Source organism: Acinetobacter towneri (assembly GCF_001758345.1).
In the GTDB taxonomy this organism is placed as follows: Bacteria; Pseudomonadota; Gammaproteobacteria; order Pseudomonadales; family Moraxellaceae; genus Acinetobacter; species Acinetobacter towneri_A.
In genome coordinates this window covers 25,611-44,381 of the sequence record NZ_MKQS01000002.1, presented here as the reverse complement: position 1 = coordinate 44,381, position 18,771 = coordinate 25,611, and the positions used below count along the sequence as shown (strand labels likewise).

The 18,771-nt window shown below is 41.9% G+C and carries 13 protein-coding genes and 1 tRNA gene; 3 read left to right on the top strand and 11 right to left on the bottom strand.

Annotated elements, in window-relative coordinates; genetic code table 11:
* Positions 1 to 13 precede the first annotated feature (13 nt).
* Positions 14 to 1,042, bottom strand: a complete 1,029-nt coding sequence (locus BJN41_RS02150) for a hypothetical protein (RefSeq protein WP_070152905.1) — start codon at positions 1,040 to 1,042, stop codon at positions 14 to 16.
* Positions 1,043 to 1,067: 25 nt separating this feature from the next.
* Positions 1,068 to 2,105, bottom strand: coding sequence for a tRNA preQ1(34) S-adenosylmethionine ribosyltransferase-isomerase QueA (queA, locus tag BJN41_RS02145; RefSeq protein WP_070152800.1), 1,038 nt, complete (start codon positions 2,103 to 2,105; stop codon positions 1,068 to 1,070).
* 176 nt (positions 2,106 to 2,281) lie between these two features.
* Between queA and BJN41_RS02140 the strand changes: the two genes are divergently transcribed.
* Positions 2,282 to 2,368 (top strand) — tRNA-Leu (locus BJN41_RS02140).
* A gap of 261 nt (positions 2,369 to 2,629) precedes the next feature.
* Here the strand turns inward: BJN41_RS02140 and BJN41_RS02135 are convergent.
* Positions 2,630 to 2,929 carry an HNH endonuclease gene (locus BJN41_RS02135; RefSeq protein WP_070152797.1) on the bottom strand — a complete coding sequence of 100 codons (300 nt, stop codon included), beginning with the start codon at positions 2,927 to 2,929 and terminating at the stop codon, positions 2,630 to 2,632.
* A gap of 191 nt (positions 2,930 to 3,120) precedes the next feature.
* A complete protein-coding gene (locus tag BJN41_RS02130) occupies positions 3,121 to 5,355 on the bottom strand; it encodes an NADP-dependent isocitrate dehydrogenase (RefSeq protein WP_019836434.1) in 2,235 nt (744 codons plus the stop codon).
* Between the two features lie 814 nt (positions 5,356 to 6,169).
* On the opposite strand from BJN41_RS02130, the gene BJN41_RS02125 reads away from it, so the two are divergent.
* Positions 6,170 to 7,438, top strand: coding sequence for a sensor histidine kinase (locus tag BJN41_RS02125; RefSeq protein WP_070152794.1), 1,269 nt, complete (start codon positions 6,170 to 6,172; stop codon positions 7,436 to 7,438).
* Positions 7,439 to 7,535: 97 nt separating this feature from the next.
* Here BJN41_RS02125 and BJN41_RS02120 read toward each other — a convergent pair whose 3' ends face one another.
* From BJN41_RS02120 to BJN41_RS02110, 3 genes are read right to left on the bottom strand one after another with little or no spacing between them, the layout of a single operon-like run.
* Positions 7,536 to 8,972 carry an efflux transporter outer membrane subunit gene (locus BJN41_RS02120; protein ID WP_070152792.1) on the bottom strand — a complete coding sequence of 479 codons (1,437 nt, stop codon included), beginning with the start codon at positions 8,970 to 8,972 and terminating at the stop codon, positions 7,536 to 7,538.
* Positions 8,973 to 8,994: 22 nt separating this feature from the next.
* Entirely contained in the window at positions 8,995 to 10,968 is a 1,974-nt protein-coding gene (locus tag BJN41_RS02115; RefSeq protein ID WP_070152789.1) for a MacB family efflux pump subunit, read from the bottom strand.
* 1 nt (position 10,969) lies between these two features.
* Positions 10,970 to 12,304, bottom strand: a complete 1,335-nt coding sequence (locus BJN41_RS02110) for an efflux RND transporter periplasmic adaptor subunit (protein ID WP_070152786.1) — start codon at positions 12,302 to 12,304, stop codon at positions 10,970 to 10,972.
* A gap of 413 nt (positions 12,305 to 12,717) precedes the next feature.
* Here BJN41_RS02110 and BJN41_RS02105 point away from each other — a divergent pair, with 413 nt between their 5' ends.
* Positions 12,718 to 13,167, top strand: a complete 450-nt coding sequence (locus BJN41_RS02105; protein ID WP_070152783.1) for a bacteriohemerythrin — start codon at positions 12,718 to 12,720, stop codon at positions 13,165 to 13,167.
* 54 nt (positions 13,168 to 13,221) lie between these two features.
* On the opposite strand, the gene holA is transcribed toward BJN41_RS02105, so the two are convergent.
* The 4 genes from holA to BJN41_RS02085 all read right to left on the bottom strand — a co-directional run bounded on the left by holA (position 13,222) and on the right by BJN41_RS02085 (position 18,083).
* On the bottom strand, positions 13,222 to 14,220 hold the full coding sequence (gene holA, locus BJN41_RS02100) for a DNA polymerase III subunit delta (protein ID WP_070152780.1): 999 nt from the start codon (positions 14,218 to 14,220) through the stop codon (positions 13,222 to 13,224).
* An 18-nt stretch (positions 14,221 to 14,238) separates the two neighbouring features.
* Positions 14,239 to 14,769, bottom strand: coding sequence for an LPS assembly lipoprotein LptE (gene lptE, locus BJN41_RS02095; protein ID WP_070152777.1), 531 nt, complete (start codon positions 14,767 to 14,769; stop codon positions 14,239 to 14,241).
* A 202-nt stretch (positions 14,770 to 14,971) separates the two neighbouring features.
* A complete protein-coding gene (gene leuS / locus BJN41_RS02090; RefSeq protein ID WP_070152774.1) occupies positions 14,972 to 17,593 on the bottom strand; it encodes a leucine--tRNA ligase in 2,622 nt (873 codons plus the stop codon).
* A gap of 154 nt (positions 17,594 to 17,747) precedes the next feature.
* Complete coding sequence (locus tag BJN41_RS02085) at positions 17,748 to 18,083, bottom strand: DUF4124 domain-containing protein (protein ID WP_394804452.1); 336 nt, start codon at positions 18,081 to 18,083, stop codon at positions 17,748 to 17,750.
* Positions 18,084 to 18,771 lie beyond the last annotated feature (688 nt).

Sequence of the window (18,771 nt, the reverse complement as noted above, 5' to 3'; positions counted from 1 at the left end):
CAAGATGATTTTCTTAGTCTAGAAAATCGACCAGATCTGTCTGTAATTGTTCTAAATAAGGTAATTTAAAAGTGCGTAAGTGTCCACGCAATGCGGAAATATCTTGAATATTTTTTGCTTTACTGGAAATTTCAAACAGGTTGCGATTGCCTAAAAAACAGAGCGTGTTCCGCTCAGGGTGAAATAACAAATCACCTTGTTGATGCTGAAAAAAATCATCTAGTTTTAACACCATTGCAGGGCTGAGCGTACGCGCCAGTTGAATTGCATCACTACCAAAAAAATTGAGTTTTTGATTCAGACAAATATCACTGGTATGCCACGGCACATGATAAGGCGCACCAAAGGATTTATTGTTTGACGTAACGGCTAAACCTTGTAGCTGCACATCAAAGACAAATACGCCCGATAAATAGCGCACGACTTCACGAACTTTGTAGTCATTGCCATTTTGATCTTTAATGCGGGTTTCGCTGACATAGCGATATTCAAACACCAAAACCTGATGCTGCTTGCCTTGTTCATCTTGCCAAACAGTACTGGCGTAACGGCAAATTTCATTAGACAGATTGCCTAAATTAAATAAGGGAAACAGACTTTTTAAATGAGCAATCAAATAAACGGGTTGTAAGGTGCGGGCAAGATGTTGCGGCGGTTGCTGCCATGCCAGTTGATAGCGCTGCGCAATGCTTTCCTGTTCTAAAAAAGTGATAACTTCTTCAATGGGGTCGTCTTGCTCATAGGTAATAAATGCCCAAAAAATACAGACTACACCAATCAGTAAACAAAATTGCAGCCAAATATTGCTCGGTTGAATCAAGAGCAATAAGCAGAACAACACACCCACAATGCCAAGCAAGATAGGCAAAACATTTTCAAACTTGAGGGTGATGTCATCTTGCCAAGGGTGCAAACCATCCAAAATTTCTTGATGGCTTTGCGCTTTTTTTCCTATATCCCATAACCGAGCGATATTGTGAAATACCCGCTGATTCTTCTTACGTCGAATATGAATGGAGTGTTTCACGGTATCGAGCGGCATGGCGATATCTTTTACAGTTTGAAAATTAAGACTGAGCTTGATCAATCAGCATGGCATCGCCATAACTAAAGAAACGATAGCGTTCAGCCACAGCATGTTGATACGCCCGCATGACATTTTCACGGCTCGAAAGCGCAGACACCAACATTAATAAGGTTGATTCAGGCAAGTGGAAATTGGTGATCAAACGATCCACCACTTTAAATTGATAACCTGGGTAGATAAAAATTTGCGTATCACCCGACCACGCCGCAAGTTCGCCTGCATGGGCTTGTGCCGCACTTTCCACAGCACGGGTGGCAGTTGTACCCACTGAAATAACTTTGTTGCCTCGTGCTTTGGTTTCACGAATCAGCGCTACGGCAGCCTCAGAAACCTCACACCATTCACTGTGCATGATGTGATTGGCAATATCTTCGGTACGTACAGGCAGAAATGTGCCTGCGCCCACATGCAACGTCACAAAGGTTTTTTGAATGCCCTTAGCTTCTAACTGTTGAAGTAGAGCTTCATCAAAGTGCAAGCTAGCAGTGGGGGCGGCAACACTGGCGAGTTTTGTTGGGTCGTTAAATACGGTTTGATAACGCTCGGTATCAATCGCTTCGGCTTCACGGTTAAAGTAGGGCGGAATCGGCAGCTGACCATAGGCATCTAACACGTCTAAAATAGGCTGTGAAAATTCAACAATAAATAAGTTTTCATGACGTCCTTGAATGGTCACTTTTACAGCATCAGGCCCAATAAACAGTTCTGCACCAGCTTTTGGCGAGTTGCTGGCTTTAATATGACAATGCGCAATAAATTGATCTTGCAGACGTTCAACCAAGACCTCAACCGCACCGCCTGTGGCACGTTTACCTTTAAGACGTGCTTTCATGACTTTGGTGTCGTTAAGTATCAGTAAATCGCCTGCTTCGAGTAAATTCAGTAAGTCAGTAAATTGGTGGTCATGATATTGACCTTGAGCATCGAGATGCAGCAGGCGAGAGGCACTACGACTGGCTAGCGGGTAACGAGCAATGAGTTCATCGGGGAGATTAAAATTAAAGTCAGAAAGCTGCATGATAAAAAAAGTTAGATCACTGGAATAACTGCGCCTAGTATATGCTTTTTTAGGTTTTATAGATGAAATTGGTCGATTATAAATCAAAAAAATGACAGMTGATTTAATTTTAAGCAATTGCAAAAAACTTGCGTTGACAAGCTGTCAAAAAAGTTTATGATACCCATCAACACCTACCCGAGGTGGTGAAATTGGTAGACGCGGCGGACTCAAAATCCGCTGTCAGAGATGACGTGTCGGTTCGAGTCCGACCCTCGGGACCATATAAAGGAAAAGCCCTCAAGCATATTAAGACTTGGGGGTTTTTTATTGTCTGAAATTAATAACTTATATCAAATCCCTAGAAAATTTTCGATGATTCTATTAGCCACATATCAGGTGGTCACTTCGTAAAATGAGTACCCGATCTTTGTTTGGATACTCATGGTGGAATCAGATGCTAAGCTTAAATTATTACATCAATACAATAATCAAATGTGATTGATCGGGTGTCTTATAGGGTTTGTAGTATTTTAAAAGCTTTATTAACTATCTAAAGCTACTTTGATGATATCTGCAATTGTCTCAGTGGTGACGCCTCTCTTTCTAGCATTCTCAGAATGGAACCAAGTTGCTAAGTCTTTATTGCCTTTAGATGCATTGCAGCCAACACAGCACAATGCAATATTGGATAAGGTTGTAATTCTTATATCACTGATAATGTGTTCCCAAGACTTCTTATTAGCTCTTTCAGTGCCAAACTTTTTGCCGCAATATACACAGCACAGGTCTCGCTCCAAGACCGCATCTTCTATGTGCTTTGGTATTCCCCATGAATTTGCCATTTTAGGTTTTCCTTATTTTATGGCTATAGTTGAATGAAAAATCCTAACCTTTGATAACTCATATTCATAAAATTTAGATCTAAGCATAAAATGAAATAGTTGTCATAACACTATATAAATGAGGGTGTAAAAAAACCAGCGCCGAAGCGCTGGTTTTTAACATTACTAACTTAGGTTAGTTTTGCATCAACTTATTGAGCTGCATCAAGAGCAGCATTGAATGTTGGGCTTGGACGCATTACGGCATTCACTTTGGCTTGATCTACTGCGTAGTAACCACCGATATCAACCGATTTACCTTGTACTTCAGCAAGTTCAGCAACAATTTTGTCTTCGTTTGCAGCTAAAGTTTGTGCAAGCGGTGCAAACTTAGCTTTTAACTCAGCATCTTCGTTTTGCGCAGCAAGTTCTTCGGCCCAGAATTTTGCCAAGTAGAAGTGGCTGCCACGGTTATCTAATTCGCCAGTACGACGTGATGGAGACTTATCGTTGTCCAGTAATTTGCTGGTCGCTTGATCAAGGGTTGATGCAAGTAATTTCGCACGCGTATTGTTTTCTTTAATGCCCATTTCTTCTAAAGAAGCAGCAAGTGCAAGGAACTCACCTAAAGAATCCCAACGTAAATGGTTTTCTTCAACAAGTTGTTGTACGTGTTTAGGCGCAGAACCACCCGCACCAGTTTCGTACATACCGCCACCCGCCATTAATGGAACGATGGACAACATTTTGGCAGAAGTACCAAGTTCCATAATTGGGAACAAGTCAGTGAGGTAGTCACGTAAAATGTTACCTGTTACAGAAATGGTATCTAAACCACGTACAACACGCTCAAGTGTATAGCGCATCGCACGCACTTGAGACATGATTTGAATGTCTAAACCAGTCGTGTCGTGATCTTTTAAGTATTTTTGCACTTTTTTGATCACTTCGTTTTCGTGCGGACGGTACGGGTCTAACCAGAAGATTGCAGGCATACCAGAGTTACGTGCACGAGTTACTGCAAGTTTAACCCAGTCGCGAATAGGTGCGTCTTTCACCTGACACATACGCCAGATATCGCCTTCTTCCACGTTTTGAGTCATCAACACTTCACCCGTGTCAATGTCGGTGATGTTTGCAACACCCGCAGCAGGAACTTCAAAAGTCTTGTCGTGTGAACCGTATTCTTCAGCTTTTTGCGCCATCAAACCTACGTTTGGCACAGTGCCCATCGTACGTGGGTCGAAGTTACCATTCCACTTACAGAAATTGATCATTTCTTGGTAAATACGCGCGAAAGTAGACTCAGGCATTACAGCTTTACAGTCGTAAGGCTTGCCGTCAGCACCCCACATTTTACCGCCACCACGAATCATTGCAGGCATAGAAGCATCTACAATTACATCGTTTGGAGAATGGAAGTTGGTGATCCCTTTTGCAGAATCCACCATTGCAAGTGCAGGGCGGTGTTCTTGGCATGCGTGTAAATCTTCGATGATTTCTTCACGTAAAGAAGTTGGTAAGGTTTCGATCTTTTCATAAAGACCTGCCATACCGTTGTTGACGTTAATGCCAAGTTCTTCAAACAATTTACCGTGTTTTTCAAACGCTTCTTTATAGTAAATTTTCACACAGTGACCAAATACAATTGGGTGTGAAACTTTCATCATGGTCGCTTTTACGTGTAAAGAGAACAAAATGCCTGCTTCTTTACAATCATCCAATTCTTTTTCATAGAAGTCGCAAAGCGCTTTCTTGCTCATGAACATAGAATCGATGATTTCGCCGTCAAGTAACTCTACTTTTTCTTTCAGTACAATGGTTTCACCAGAATGAGTGATGAGTTCCATTTTTACATTACGTGCGCGGTCAAGCGTCATTGATTTTTCGCCATGGTAGAAGTCGCCTTCATCCATGTGTGAAACGTGAGTTTGTGACCATTGCTTCCATTCACCCATAGAGTGAGGGTGTTTTTTTGCATAGTTTTTCACTGCAGCAGGTGCACGACGGTCAGAGTTACCTTCACGTAATACAGGGTTTACTGCTGAGCCTAAGCATTTACCAAAACGAGCGAGTAAAGCTTTCTCTTCTTCAGTATCCGCATTTTCAGGATAGTCAGGAATTGCATAGCCTTTTGCTTGTAATTCCTTGATACATGCAACTAACTGAGCAACTGAAGCACTGATGTTTGGAAGTTTGATGATATTGGTATCTGGATCTTGCGTGAGACGCCCAAGCTCTGCGAGGTTGTCGGCTACCTTCTGTTCTTCGCTTAGGTATTCCGAGAATTCAGAGAGTACACGTGCTGCGACAGAGATATCACTCTTGACAATCTCGATGCCAGCAGGCTTAGTAAAGGTCTCAATGATCGGCAGTAGAGAGTAGGTCGCCAACAATGGCGCCTCATCGGTCAGTGTATAAATGATTTTTGACTTTCCACCAGCCATATATAGCCCCTTGCTTTGATTGAGTTTTTTAGGAGCGAGATCATGACTCAGCCCCTGCGAACCGATTTGCCTAATTTAACCTTGAGAGTATCGACTCTCAATGCATTTCAGTCAACGTAATTACAGTGATGACGCCATTTCGCTACGAAATGATGTGTCGCATTTGTGCGAGTCAAGACACGGCTTAATGTAAAAACGAGCCTGTTTAAACCTAAAAATCGCCTTGAGTATTTAGTGTTGAAATACTAATCAAATCGTATGATGAAGATATGACATCAAAAATATATGTATATTTTATTATAAATTAACCAGTTGAGGGTCCGACTTAAGTCGTATGTTTGATAAATAATCGATGAAAATGATAGGTAGATATATTTATTCTATTTATTTTGTAAATTTATCAATATTTTACATTATTTTTTTACAGTATGATGTAATGTAAATTCTTGTATAGAAGTTGAGATTTTCTTTAAAAACGGCTGCAAATCTACAGATAAAAAGCCTGACTGATATTTTAAAAGTTTAGATCTATTTTTAAGGTCTAAATTTTACAAAAATTGGCGTATTTTATTTGGTGGTTTGAAGCACAGTTTGATCCCTCTGAAAGCATGGTTCATCATGATCTTAACTCTTTTCATGCATAGATGAAAAAACAAGCATGAAAGAAGAGGTGCCGATTTGTGGCACAGTTTTTTAATGGGTTTGAAAGCTTGTATTTTGTGTTAAAATTTGTAGGTTAACTCTGAATTCAATGGACGAGTTTTGCAGAAAAAATAATTCATAAGGCAGCACACTTTAAATTAACGAGGCAAAAATGAAAATACAGTTGCTGGAAATTGGTCCTGAGACGGAGCAACTCAATGCTTGCAAACTCTCGTTATTATTGGGCGTACATACGCCAAGTAACCAAATTGATGGTTTTTTGAAGTTTGCCCGTCAAATGCTGCAAGTCGATCATGCCATTTTAACTTTTAAAAATGAGCCCTATTTCTGGTATTCCACCAATCAAGTTTTTAAAGCTTTTCATGCCAATCCAACCGCACAGTTAGACGCTTTCTTTCAAGGTCAGCAACTGATTGAACCTCAACATTCTCAATATGCGAAGTTTGTGCAGCATATTGCAAGTTTGGGGATAGAAGCCGCGCGTTTAATTGCGCTGGATTTACTCAAGACTGATGGTGATTCGATTGGACAGTTGCTGCTATTTGATCATCGTGAAGAGGCGTTTAGTTTAGGTGCTGTGCCGACAGTGGCGGAGTTTGCTGCAGGTTTGGTACGTTATATAGAATTAAAAGTTGATTATACTGACTTAAAAGAAATGTATGAACAGCAGTCTGCATTGAATTTTAGTAAAACCAAGTTTTTCCAGATTATTGCGCATGATTTGCGTGCGCCATTTCATGGATTGTTGGGTTTTTCCGAGGTTTTGGCGCAAGAGCGCGAAACTTTGGATGATTCTAGTATTCAAAATATAGCTGATTATTTATTCGATACAGCACAATCGACTTATAACTTGTTAGAAAGTTTATTGAATTGGGCAATGGCAGAGGGTGGACGCTTTGTTTATCACCCTATTAATTTTGAGTTAAAGCAATCGACCAAAATTGTTTGTAATGTTTTGAAAAGTTTGGCAATTAAGAAAAATATTGAACTCATTGATCAAGTTGAAGAAGGCATTAAAGTCTATGCTGACATCAATATGATTACCTCGGTGATTCAAAACTTGGTCTCGAATGCGCTGAAATTTACCTTAACCGATGGTACAGGCAAAGTCATTTTACGTGCAGAACAAACAGAAACCAGTGTGGATATTTATATTCAAGATACGGGTTTGGGCATGACTGCACAACAACTCGAAACGCTGTTCGAGCCTAAACTTACTGTTAGTTTTAAAGGCACTGCAGGTGAAAAGGGTATTGGTTTAGGTTTGGTGTTGTGTAAGCGTTTTGTCGATTTGAACCACGGGCAAATTGTGGTGGAATCGAAAGAAGGTGTGGGAACGACTTTTAAAGTCAGTTTGCCTATTGCGACCAGTGGCCATCAAGTATTAAGTAAAGAAGCGTTATTGTCTGAGAAAACTTAATTTTCAACGTTTATATGCACACAAAGCAAAAGCCTGTGGATGTTTAAAATCATCCACAGGCTTTTTTTATCGTGATCAATTTAGATCAACTCTTGCATTATTGAATGTTTTGAATCGGACTACCACCCAACGCTTGCAATAAAGTCACATAGGCGTTGTATTGGTTTTGCTTGGTCTGCAATAAACTTAAACGTGCATTGCGGGTGGTTTCTTGTGCATCTAGCAGGTTTTTTAAGGCAATCGCACCATGCCGATAACGCACCTCAGTTAAGCGTTCAGTTTTCTCTGCCAGTGCTAAATTGCGGCTTTGCAGCGCGACTTGTTGATTCAGCGCGGTTCGTGTTGACAGTGCATTTTCGACATCGGCAAAGGCTTTATATAAAGTTTGTCGATATTGCACAATGGCTTTTTCATATTCCAAAGCATTCACTTTTAGATCGCGCTGCATATCATTCCATTGCAAAAATGGCAGGGTTAAACCTGCACCTAAAGTGGCAATTGGGTTTTTTAGGGCATCGCTTAAAGAGGTATGCGCGCCTGTACCGACACCTGTACTGAGCGTGCCTGTAAGACTGATAGATGGGTAATAACTGGCTCGATTGGCATCTTTATTGGCCAAGGCTTTACGTAAACGTAATTCGGCTGCACGTAAGTCGGGACGACGTGACAGCAGTTCTGCAGGTAAGCCAGCAGTAATATTCGGTAAACGAACAGCGGCTAAACTCTGTGGTTCATTGATATTCAACATTTGCACAGGTTGATGCAGTAAAACTGCCAAGGCGGTGCGTGTTTCAACTTTTTGCTGTGTAATTTGGCTCAAGGTTGATTTTTGACTTTGCAGGGCTTGTTCGGCTTGGTTTAAATCCAATCCTGAAACTGCACCCGCGCGATATTGCGCACTGACCAATTCATACGTTTTTTGCGTACTGGCAAGGTTTTGTTGTGCGACAACATAGCGTTCATTTAAATAACCCAATTGCCAATATAAATTGGCAGTGGTTGCAATCAGGCTTTGTGCGGTGGCTTGTAAGTCTTGTTCGGTGGCTAAGGCTTCCCAACGTGCAGCTTCAGTCTGATTGGCAAGTTTACCGAATAAGTCCAATTCGTAGCTCAGTCCGGGATAATTCAGGGAAATTCCGCGTGCTGCATCACCGTTGCCCTCTAAACTAAATTGATGCCCTGTAGAAATACCTGCATTGCCAATCCGGACACCTTGCTGACTTTGGCTTTGTTTTGCTTGTAATCTGGCTTGTTGTAAATTCAGTCCTGCAACCGCGAGGTCACTGTTACGCGCCAAGACTTGTTCAACCAATTGATTTAAAGCAGCATCGTGAAAGAGTGTCCACCAACGGTCTGTATTTAGTTGTGCAAGAACTTGCTGGCTTTTTTGCTGCTGCTCAAACTGTTGAGGAATATTTACAGCAGGTGCCTGATAAGGTGTTTTGACTATGGCTGCACAACCCACTAAGCTGCTGCCAATAAAAAGCGCAGTGACGAGTTGGCTGAATTGTCGTGACTTCTGGTTAAATCGCATCATCATTCCTTACTCTAATTCCTTATTCTTTAGATAGCGCATCGACAGGGTTTAGTTGGGCAGCATTACGTGCAGGAATAAAACCGAACACAATTCCAATCAGGCTTGAACAGACAAAAGCGGCTACAATCGAGGTGGTGGAGTACGCCATTTGAAAGGTTCCACCTGCCACATGATTAATCAATTGCCCAATTCCGAGTGCGAGCAAGACGCCAAGTACACCGCCTAAAATACACACTAAAATGGCTTCAATTAAAAATTGCTGCAAAATATCGCTTTGTCGTGCGCCGACTGCCATGCGTACCCCAATTTCTTGGGTGCGTTCTGTGACAGAGACCAACATGATGTTCATTACGCCAATTCCACCCACCACCAGTGAAATCACTGCAATAGCAGAAACCAGTAAGGTCATGGTGGCGGTAGTTTGTTGGATGGTTTCGCGAATACTGTCGGCATTTTGAGTAAATACATCCTGCGCACCATGACGCTGTACCAACAGACTCAGAATGGCATTTTCTGCTGCAGCACTTGGATATTCATCTTTGACTCGTACAATAATGCTGCGCACATGGCTTTGACCGAGCATGCGACTCATTACCGTAGAGTAAGGCAAATACACATTTAAGCTGTCGGCATTGCCCATCATGCTTTTTTGTTCTTCGACCACGCCAATAATACGGCTGGGTACACTGCCCAATAAAATTACTTGCCCAACTGGGTTGCTGCCATCACTAAAGAAAGTATTTTTGGTATTGTGATCAATCACCACATCTTGCGCTTGTTCCAGTACGCTGTGTTTGTCAAAAGGCTGACCGGACTGGAAATTCATGCCGCGTACATAGAAAAAGTCTTCACTCACACCATTGACTGTGGCGGACGCTTCTGTGTCTTTAAAGCGTACTGTGACGTTGCTATTGACCGATGGGCTGACCCCATCCACATAAGGTTGTTCTGCCAAAGCATCGGCATCTGCAGGAATTAGGGTTTGGAGCTGAGATGAGCGTGAGGTATCGCCAAAACCACGCCCCTGAAACACTGTGATGGTATTGGTGCCTAAACTGCTGATATTCTCTAGAATTTGTTTCTGTGAACCATTGCCGAGTGCCACAACAGATACAACTGAAGCAATCCCGATAATAATCCCGAGCATGGTTAAAAAGGTGCGCATGCGATGTGCATTCATCGCCAGTAGCGCCATGCGGAAGGCTTCACCTAAACGATCAAATACAGAGCGCCAAGCTGAAGTTCTTTTTTGTGGTGGATGTTGCAAGGTTTGTTGAGCAATATCATCCTGATTGGCAGGTGTGTTGGGCTGATCAGAAATAATAAGCCCATCACTGATTTCAATAATCCGTGTGGCATTTTTAGCGACATTATGGTCATGTGTGACCAAGATGATAGTGTGACCTTTGGCATTCAGCTCACGCAAAATCCGCATCACTTCAATACCGCTATTCTTGTCGAGTGCACCTGTGGGTTCATCGGCAAGAATCACATCACCACCATTCATCAAGGCACGTGCAATCGATACACGTTGTTGTTGTCCACCTGAAAGCTGACTTGGACGGTTTTGAGTTTTATCGGCTAGACCTAAGTCACTGAGCAACGCAGTCGCGCGTGCTTGTCGTTCTTCAACATCGACACCTGCATAAATTGCAGGCACTTCGACGTTGCCCGCAGCGCTTAAATCGCCCAATAAGTGATAGCGCTGGAAAATAAAACCAAAATATTCACGACGGAGCTGTGCCAGTTCATCGGCTTCAAGTTGTCTGGTTTCACGTCCTTTGACTTTATAGCTGCCAGTGGTGGGTTGATCCAGACAGCCCAAAATATTCATGAGGGTGGATTTTCCCGAACCCGACTGACCTACAATGGCAACCAATTCACCTGGGTAAATTTTCAGATCAATGCCTTTGAGAATCTGCACTGTAGATTCACCCGCAGGGAATTCACGGGTCAGATTGGTGACCTCTAACAGAGGTTGTGACTGACTCATCTTACATTCTCACTGATGGGCCAACACGACCACCACGCTTCGCCGAATCGTTTGAGGTATCAGAACCATCGGCAATAATGACTTGATCGCCCAGTTTTAGGCCGCGAATGACTTGTACCGTTGCACGGTTGTTTAAGCCAAGCAATACCGATTGTGGACGGGCTGAACCATCGGCTTGTAGCACGCGTACCATGCCTAAAGAGGCTTTACCCTGATCAACCAAGGCTTTTTCATTGGCAGTCAATTCCAAACGGCTAGGGCGTTTGGCAGAGCTGGCATCGGTATTGTTGCGTTCAGTACGTGCGTTGCTGTCTGAATTATTGCTGTTGCTACGACTGCGTGAACGGTTTGCACCTTGCACTGCAGCAGCAGGAATGGTCAGTACATTCCGTGCCTCTGCCAAAACAATGGACACTTGTGCGGTCATATTGATGCGTAGCTTGCCGTCTTCATTTGGTACATCAAATAAAGCGTTGTAGTACACGGCAGAACTTGAAGATGATGAGGTGTTGTTATTGCTTTCGGTATTGATGGATTTGGGTGCAGGTTCTACCTGATGTAAAGTAGCGTAATGTTTTTTCTCACTGTTGCCCAAGGTGGTGAAATAGACCGTTTGTCCCTCTTCGACCTTCATCACATCTGCTTCAGAAATTTCTGCTTTTACAGTCATGGTGTCAAGTTTGGCTAATTTAACAATCGTGGGCGCACTTTGATTGGCGTTCACGGTTTGACCTTCTTCGGTCACAATTGCGACGACAGTGCCATCCATTGGGGCAAGAATACGGGTATAACCTAAATTTTCTTTAGACGTGTCTAAAGTTAGGCGTGACTGTTCAATTTGAGCGTTAATGGCAGCAATTTCTGCTTGCGAAGTTTTATAGTTGGCTAAGGCAGTTTCAAGTTCGGCACGTGAGGTCGCATCTTGCGCATACATGGCTTGTTGACGCTGATATTCTGCTGCGACTTTGGCGAGATTGGCTTGTCGAACCGCCAACTGTGCCTGTTGGTTTTTAATACTGGCCTGCGCTGTTTTAAACTCATTTTCCTGTCGTACGGAGTCAATTTGGGCAATCAACTGTCCTTGTTTGACTTGATCGCCTAACTGAACATACATTTTTTTGACTTGACCTGAAACTTGCGCACCAACACTGACCATTTTGGTGGCTTCAAGTACGCCTGTTGCCAACACCGCACTTTCAATATCTCCACGGCTCACTTCGGCAGTAATGTATTGCGGTTGTTGTTCTTTGGGTTTTAAAAAATACCAAGCGGCATATGCCAGCATCAGCGCAATGATAATTCCCGCAATAAGTTTGGTCGATTTTATTTTTGGCATGAGTCAAAAAACAGAAAAAGAAATTAAAAGGATTATAGAAGTGAAATAAGGATAAATCGTGAATTTTTTGAAGAAACTGCAAATGAGAATTATTTATTAGTGGTTTGAGCTAGATTTAATACAGTCTGAGTACGGTATTACATCCATAAAAAAAGTGAAAATAGCATCTGTTAACGAGGTGGGGTAGTTTGTTTCATCTCTATGATAATTTTATGAATTTTTATGATAAATGCTGAAAAATACAACTATGGTCTAAGTTGCTTAAAAAACCTTATTTTCTATATGGATTTAAAAATTAAAAGCGGCTAGTATCAAATTCCATAAAATAATTATGGATTTAATCATTAGGATAATACGGCATCGGGACGATGCAATAAAACACGACTTTAAGCAAAAAATCTGAGGGGTAAATCATGGAATGGAGTGAGAAATTTAATATTGGAATTGATGTGATTGACAATCAACATCGACAAATTCTGGACTATATTAATGCGCTGGAAAAAATACGAGCGACAGGTGCGCGGGAGCAAATCAAAGAAGTCTTGGATGACTTGATTGACTATACGCAATCGCATTTTAGCTTTGAAGAAAACTTGTTGTCACAGGTCAATTATCAATACTTACCATCGCATCGCGGTATTCATGAACTCTTTGTGAAGCGTTTGAATGATTGTCGTCAGCGTTTTGCCAATGGCGAATCGGTAGAACAAGACTTGTATCGTTTGTTGTCTAAATGGTTGATTAATCATATTCAGCATGATGATCAGGATTATGTCGATGCAGTACGCGACAATATGCTGCATTATTTGCGTTCGCAGGAGCAGAAAAAAGGCAAAAGTTGGTTTGCGCGTTTCTTTAGCTAATCCTCTGAAAAGCAGATGATTTTAAAAATTATTTTGATGAAGAGGTCTGCTTAATTAAGCTGAGTGAGAAGCAAACAGCGTTTTACCACAGAGTTCTGTAATGGCTTGTAGCACCAGATGTTCAGGATTTTCCTTGGACATCCCTTTAATGGCGGCGTCAATACGCAATAATAGGGCGGGCCATTGCAAGAAACTATTTGGATTTAAACGTCGCAAAGCTTGCTGATAAACACTGACTTTGTTTTTCCAAATACCCAGTTGCAAAGCATTTTGTGGTTGTTCAAATAATTGCATCAGCAGGCGCATTTCTTTGCTGATGCTCCACAAAATTAAACTCATGGCTTCACCCGAAGCCATGAGGTATTGAAAGATTTTCATGGCTTGCGCCAGATTTCCTGCCAGTAAAGCATCATTTAAATCGTAAGTGCTATAACGCGATTGATCTTGTAAGCAGGCATGTAGATGTTCAATCTGAATCTGCTGAATTTCAGGAAAGGTGTCACTGACTCGCATCAAACTATTTTTGGCAGCCAAAAGGTTGTGCTCATGATGTTGTTCCAGCCATTGCCACGCATCATGGCCCAATTGAATACCCAGCTTTTCTGCTTCTAAAGCTAAAATCTGTTGCCGATCTTTAGGGTAGTTTGCCGTGAGTGCAACATTGACCCCATTGGCATCAATCAACTGAAAAAAACTAGATTTCAGGCTATTACTATCTTGTTTTGGCATCACCACCAATAGCAAGTTTTGTTCATTGTGCTGAATATAACTTTTCAGTTGTTTGAGTGTGCTGGCATCGGGTTTGATATTGCCGTGTACTTCAACTGCCAATTGACTCGAAAACAGTGACAAACTGTTCAAAGCATTGAATACATTTTTCCAGTCGCTCACGCTATTTAAGTCATAACGCTGGCGTTCAATCTCTTGTTTTTGCCAACTGGCACGAAAAGCATCCAGCAGGTTCTGTTCGAGCAGAGGTTCTTGACCATGCAAAATCCATGCGCCCCGTGCTTCATCGACACGTTTGAGAGCTTGTAGATAGTCAAGTTTCATAAAAAAGCACTCAGAAGCTTATTTCGGGTTTGAATACACAGGTGGATTGACCAGAGGTAAACGGTTCGAAGAAATTTGACGCACAATTTGTTGTGCCACATCATCAATAATCACTTCGTTTAAGAATTTTTGTTCCTGATCATCGGTATTCACCGTTGCGACATCGTATTGATAGCTGCGCGATGCCATGACGGTACGAGGTTCGGTAATCGGGTTGCCTTGCGCATCTTCAATACGGAATGTCACACTCAAACGTAATAAGGTTTCTACCAGTTTGCCATTCAATTCCAAGCGACGTGGCGTAAAGTCAAGTACACGCAGTACATAGGCATTCGGGGCATTACTGAGTTGTACGCCTGCCGTACCCAGATGAATAGAAAGTTTTTCTTCTAATTCTTCAGCATTGCTCGGTAAAGCTAGGCTCATTTTTGAATAAGCCACAGGTGCAATACTTGGGTTGCTGCCTTTAAGATGAAAACCACAGCCGACTAAGCCAGCACTGAGTCCACAAGTTAAAACAATGACTGCTAGACGTTGGCTAAAGTGCATGTGCTGTCCTCTGTAATATTTTCGAAAATTCTAAAGTGGAAGTTGAGAATATCTTGATTGTAGGTGCAAAGCCCGTTGACTGACAACGGGCTTTGTTTGGAAATTGTGAAATCCTTCAGAAAGTTTCTTCTCCCTCTAGGATGAGGGGGTATATATTTGCCTCTCCCTAGCCCTCTCCTAAAAGGATAGGGAAATTAAGGATTTAAACCACCAAATTCACTAACTTATTCGGTACCACAATTTCTTTCTTGGTTGGGCCAGTCAAGAATGGTTGTACTTCTGGTAAGGCTTTGGCAAGTGCAAGAATATCTTCTTTAGAAGCATCTATCGCGACATCGAGCTTGCCACGTAATTTACCATTTACTTGTACCACAATCGTTTGAGTATTGCGGGTTAATGCAGACTCATCGACCACGGGAAATAGAGTAGCGGTTAATTCAATTCCGAACTCTGCCAATAAGGTCTGGCTTAAGTGAGGTGCAAATGGTGCAAGCAAGGTTAATAAAGTCACAATCGCTTCGCGTTCAACTGCAAGGTCTTGTTCGCTCTGTGCTTCAAACTTGTTGCAAGCATTCAAGAGCTCCATCAATGCGGCAATCGCAGTGTTGAACGCATGACGACGCTCAATATCATCCTCTACTTTTTGAATGGTTTCATGGGTTTTGCGGCGTAAGTCTTGTGCTGCTGTAGCAAGTTTGCTGCTGTCAATTGCAGTTACATTACTGCCTTTTTCAAGGAATCCTGCCGCTAAACGCCAAACACGTTTTAAGAAGCGGTTAGCACCTTCAACGCCTGCATCTGACCATTCTAAAGACTGATCGGGTGGTGCAGCGAACATCATAAACACACGTGCAGTATCTGCGCCGTATTGATCAATAATGGCTTGCGGGTCGATACCATTATTTTTCGATTTCGACATTTTTTCCTGACCGCCAACAATCACAGCTTGACCATCGCCCGTATATTTGGCAGAAAGAACACGACCTTTTTCGTCTTTTTCAAGTTCAATATCGGCAGGGTTAAACCAAGTTTTTTTACCGTTTTCTGCTTCACGATAGAAAGTATCTGCCAAGACCATGCCTTGAGTCAGTAAGTTGGCAAATGGTTCATTGCCTTGTACCACGCCTTCATCACGCATGAGTTTGTGGAAGAAACGCGCGTACAATAAGTGCAAGATGGCGTGTTCTACACCACCAATATATTGATTGACTGGCAACCAAGTTTGTGCAGCTTCAGGCTTGACCATACCGCCCGTAAAATCTGGAGATGCATAACGTGCATAGTACCAAGACGACTCTACAAAGGTATCTAGGGTATCGGTTTCACGACGTGCTTCGCCACCACAACATGGGCAAGTGGTTTGATAGAATTCAGACATTTTATTTAACGGGTTGCCTGAGCCATCTGGCACAACATCGGTAGGTAAAATCACAGGCAGTTGATCTTCTGGAACAGGGACTTGGCCACACTTTTCACAGTTGATCATTGGAATTGGGCAACCCCAATAACGTTGGCGTGAAACACCCCAGTCACGTAAGCGGAATTGTACTTTTACATTGGCTAAACCTTGTGGTTCTAATTTTGCCAATAGTGCATCAAATGCTGCTTGGAAATCTAAACCATCAAATTCGCCTGAATTGACCAATTTACCTTCTTTAGAGCCGTACCATTCTTGCCACTGAGTTGCGTTAAAGCCCGTATCTTCAGCACCTTTGGCATCAATCACTTGAATAATTGGCAATTGGAATTTATTGGCAAATTCAAAATCGCGCTCATCATGAGAAGGTACAGCCATCACTGCGCCAGAACCGTAAGACATCAACACGTAGTTGGCAATCCATACAGGTAGTTCTTTACCTGTTATAGGATGCTTCACAAATAAGCCAGTCGCCATCCCTTTTTTTTCGGCAGTGGCAAGATCAGCTTCCGCCACAGAACCCATACGGCATTCTTCAATAAAGGCTTTTAATTGTGCATTGTTTTCTGCTGCTTTTAACGCCATTGGATGTTCTGCTGCCACAGCCACATAAGTTGCGCCCATTAAGGTGTCGGCACGCGTGGTAAAAACAGTCAGACCCTCTGCATAAACTTCTGGATTTGCCGATGGGAATGTGATTTCCATCCCTTGCGAACGACCAATCCAGTTGCGTTGCATGGTTAAAACTTGCTGTGGCCAACCATTTTTTAAGGTTTCTAAATCATCTAATAGTTCTTGGGCATAATCGGTAATGCGGAAGTAGTACATTGGAATATCACGTTTTTCTACCAATGCACCTGAACGCCAACCACGACCATTTTCGACCTGTTCATTGGCCAACACTGTTTGATCGACAGGATCCCAGTTGACTGTCGAGAGTTTTCGATAAATTAAACCCTTTTTATACAGTTGCACGAATAACCATTGTTCCCAGTGATAATACTCTGGGGTGCAGGTGGCAAATTCACGATCCCAATCTACCGCCAAACCMAATTTTTTCAATTGGTCACGCATGTAAGCGATATTTTCAAAAGTCCATTTAGCAGGGGCAACCTGATGCGCAATCGCTGCATTTTCTGCAGGTAAACCAAAAGCATCCCAACCCATTGGTTGTAAAACGGTTTCACCCTTCAAACGGTGAAAACGACTAATTACATCCCCGATGGTATAGTTACGCACGTGACCCATGTGTAGTTTGCCGCTTGGGTAAGGGAACATCGAGAGGATATAACGACGTGGACCTTCGACAGTGTCGGCAACTTTAAAGGCTTTGCGAGATTCCCAGTCGCTTTGGACTTGAGGTTCAATCGCACTGGCTTGATATTCAGGGTCAATGTGAGTAGTCATAAGGTTAAATCAGGAATAAACGGTTAAAAAAGTGTGTCACACAGCATAGCGCAAAATGCAGATAAATTGAATTTTGCGCGTGGGATTGTGCAGTAAAATTTAAGCGAGTCGAATTTTATGGATTAAAATATCAAACTTGTGGACTGGCACATTCTTATTGTGCTTGATTTAAAGCAGCATTGGCTTCACGTTGTTGCTGATCCATGAGTGAATTTCCTACAGGATGATTTGTAGTTGGTGTCGTTTGTTGGTTTGTTGCAGTAGGTGCTGGGTTCACAGCAGGATTTGCAGGAGTGGCAACGGTTGGTGCTGAATTTCTCCAGCCATAGGTATCGACTTTACCTTTTTTCTTGGCAGTTTTTGGTGGCGGTGTTGTGGTGTAATGGGTTGAACCATTTGCATCGACCCACTTGTAATATTGTTTTGCAGAAACGGCACTGGTGGCAAAAATTAAAATCAAGCTTGCAGAAAGACAACTCAAGCGGATCATTGGTGTTTTCATGTTTGGACGTCCTGAGCAAAAAGGTAAATGGCAGAAAACCAATTACAAAAAAATTATGTTGGCTAAATTTTAGCAATAATTACCCATGAAGCTAGGATTTATTGACAATTTTTTGATGATTTTTATCTGCAATAGTGCTTGTTTAAAATTGGGGCATGGGCTTGCCTATTTGCGAGTTAAAATAAGCTGAATTACGTTGGTTAATCATAACCAAGCGCTTTATATATTTTTTTAACTCATTCTTTATTTTTATGAATGTAATATGAAAAAATTATAAAAAATTCATCAAATATCTGAAGTTATTTGTTTTATATGGAAATATTAGACTTTGGATTAAATTGTGATGGATGACACAAAGCTTAAAAAATACCCAGTTTATCAATAAAGCAGAAAAAGCCGATTTTTAAACTTGACTTTAGTCAGGTAAACTACAAAAATGCACACTTTAGTTTTATGTGCCTTAGATCGATCACCCTTCGAATAAGTGTCATGTCATGCAATGGGCAACTTCTCTAGCCGAGAAGCTGAACAAAGCTTATAAAATGTGTTTAACCCAACACGTTTTAGATCTCATATTGCTTATACGGTAATCAGATCAGAAATTTTTCCTATTGCCATGAAAACTATGAAATATGTGTGCTATAACAGTGCAGGAATTAATGAACAAAACATTGCA

Bases quoted from the DNA above. Each gene is read 5' to 3' on its own strand.
- BJN41_RS02150 (WP_070152905.1), bottom strand. From the start codon at position 1,042: ATGCCGCTCGATACCGTGAAACACTCCATTCATATTCGACGTAAGAAG.
- queA (WP_070152800.1), bottom strand. From the start codon at position 2,105: ATGCAGCTTTCTGACTTTAATTTTAATCTCCCCGATGAACTCATTGCT.
- BJN41_RS02135 (WP_070152797.1), bottom strand. From the start codon at position 2,929: ATGGCAAATTCATGGGGAATACCAAAGCACATAGAAGATGCGGTCTTG.
- BJN41_RS02130 (WP_019836434.1), bottom strand. From the start codon at position 5,355: ATGGCTGGTGGAAAGTCAAAAATCATTTATACACTGACCGATGAGGCG.
- BJN41_RS02125 (WP_070152794.1), top strand. From the start codon at position 6,170: ATGAAAATACAGTTGCTGGAAATTGGTCCTGAGACGGAGCAACTCAAT.
- BJN41_RS02120 (WP_070152792.1), bottom strand. From the start codon at position 8,972: ATGCGATTTAACCAGAAGTCACGACAATTCAGCCAACTCGTCACTGCG.
- BJN41_RS02115 (WP_070152789.1), bottom strand. From the start codon at position 10,968: ATGAGTCAGTCACAACCTCTGTTAGAGGTCACCAATCTGACCCGTGAA.
- BJN41_RS02110 (WP_070152786.1), bottom strand. From the start codon at position 12,304: ATGCCAAAAATAAAATCGACCAAACTTATTGCGGGAATTATCATTGCG.
- BJN41_RS02105 (WP_070152783.1), top strand. From the start codon at position 12,718: ATGGAATGGAGTGAGAAATTTAATATTGGAATTGATGTGATTGACAAT.
- holA (WP_070152780.1), bottom strand. From the start codon at position 14,220: ATGAAACTTGACTATCTACAAGCTCTCAAACGTGTCGATGAAGCACGG.
- lptE (WP_070152777.1), bottom strand. From the start codon at position 14,769: ATGCACTTTAGCCAACGTCTAGCAGTCATTGTTTTAACTTGTGGACTC.
- BJN41_RS02085 (WP_394804452.1), bottom strand. From the start codon at position 18,083: ATGATCCGCTTGAGTTGTCTTTCTGCAAGCTTGATTTTAATTTTTGCC.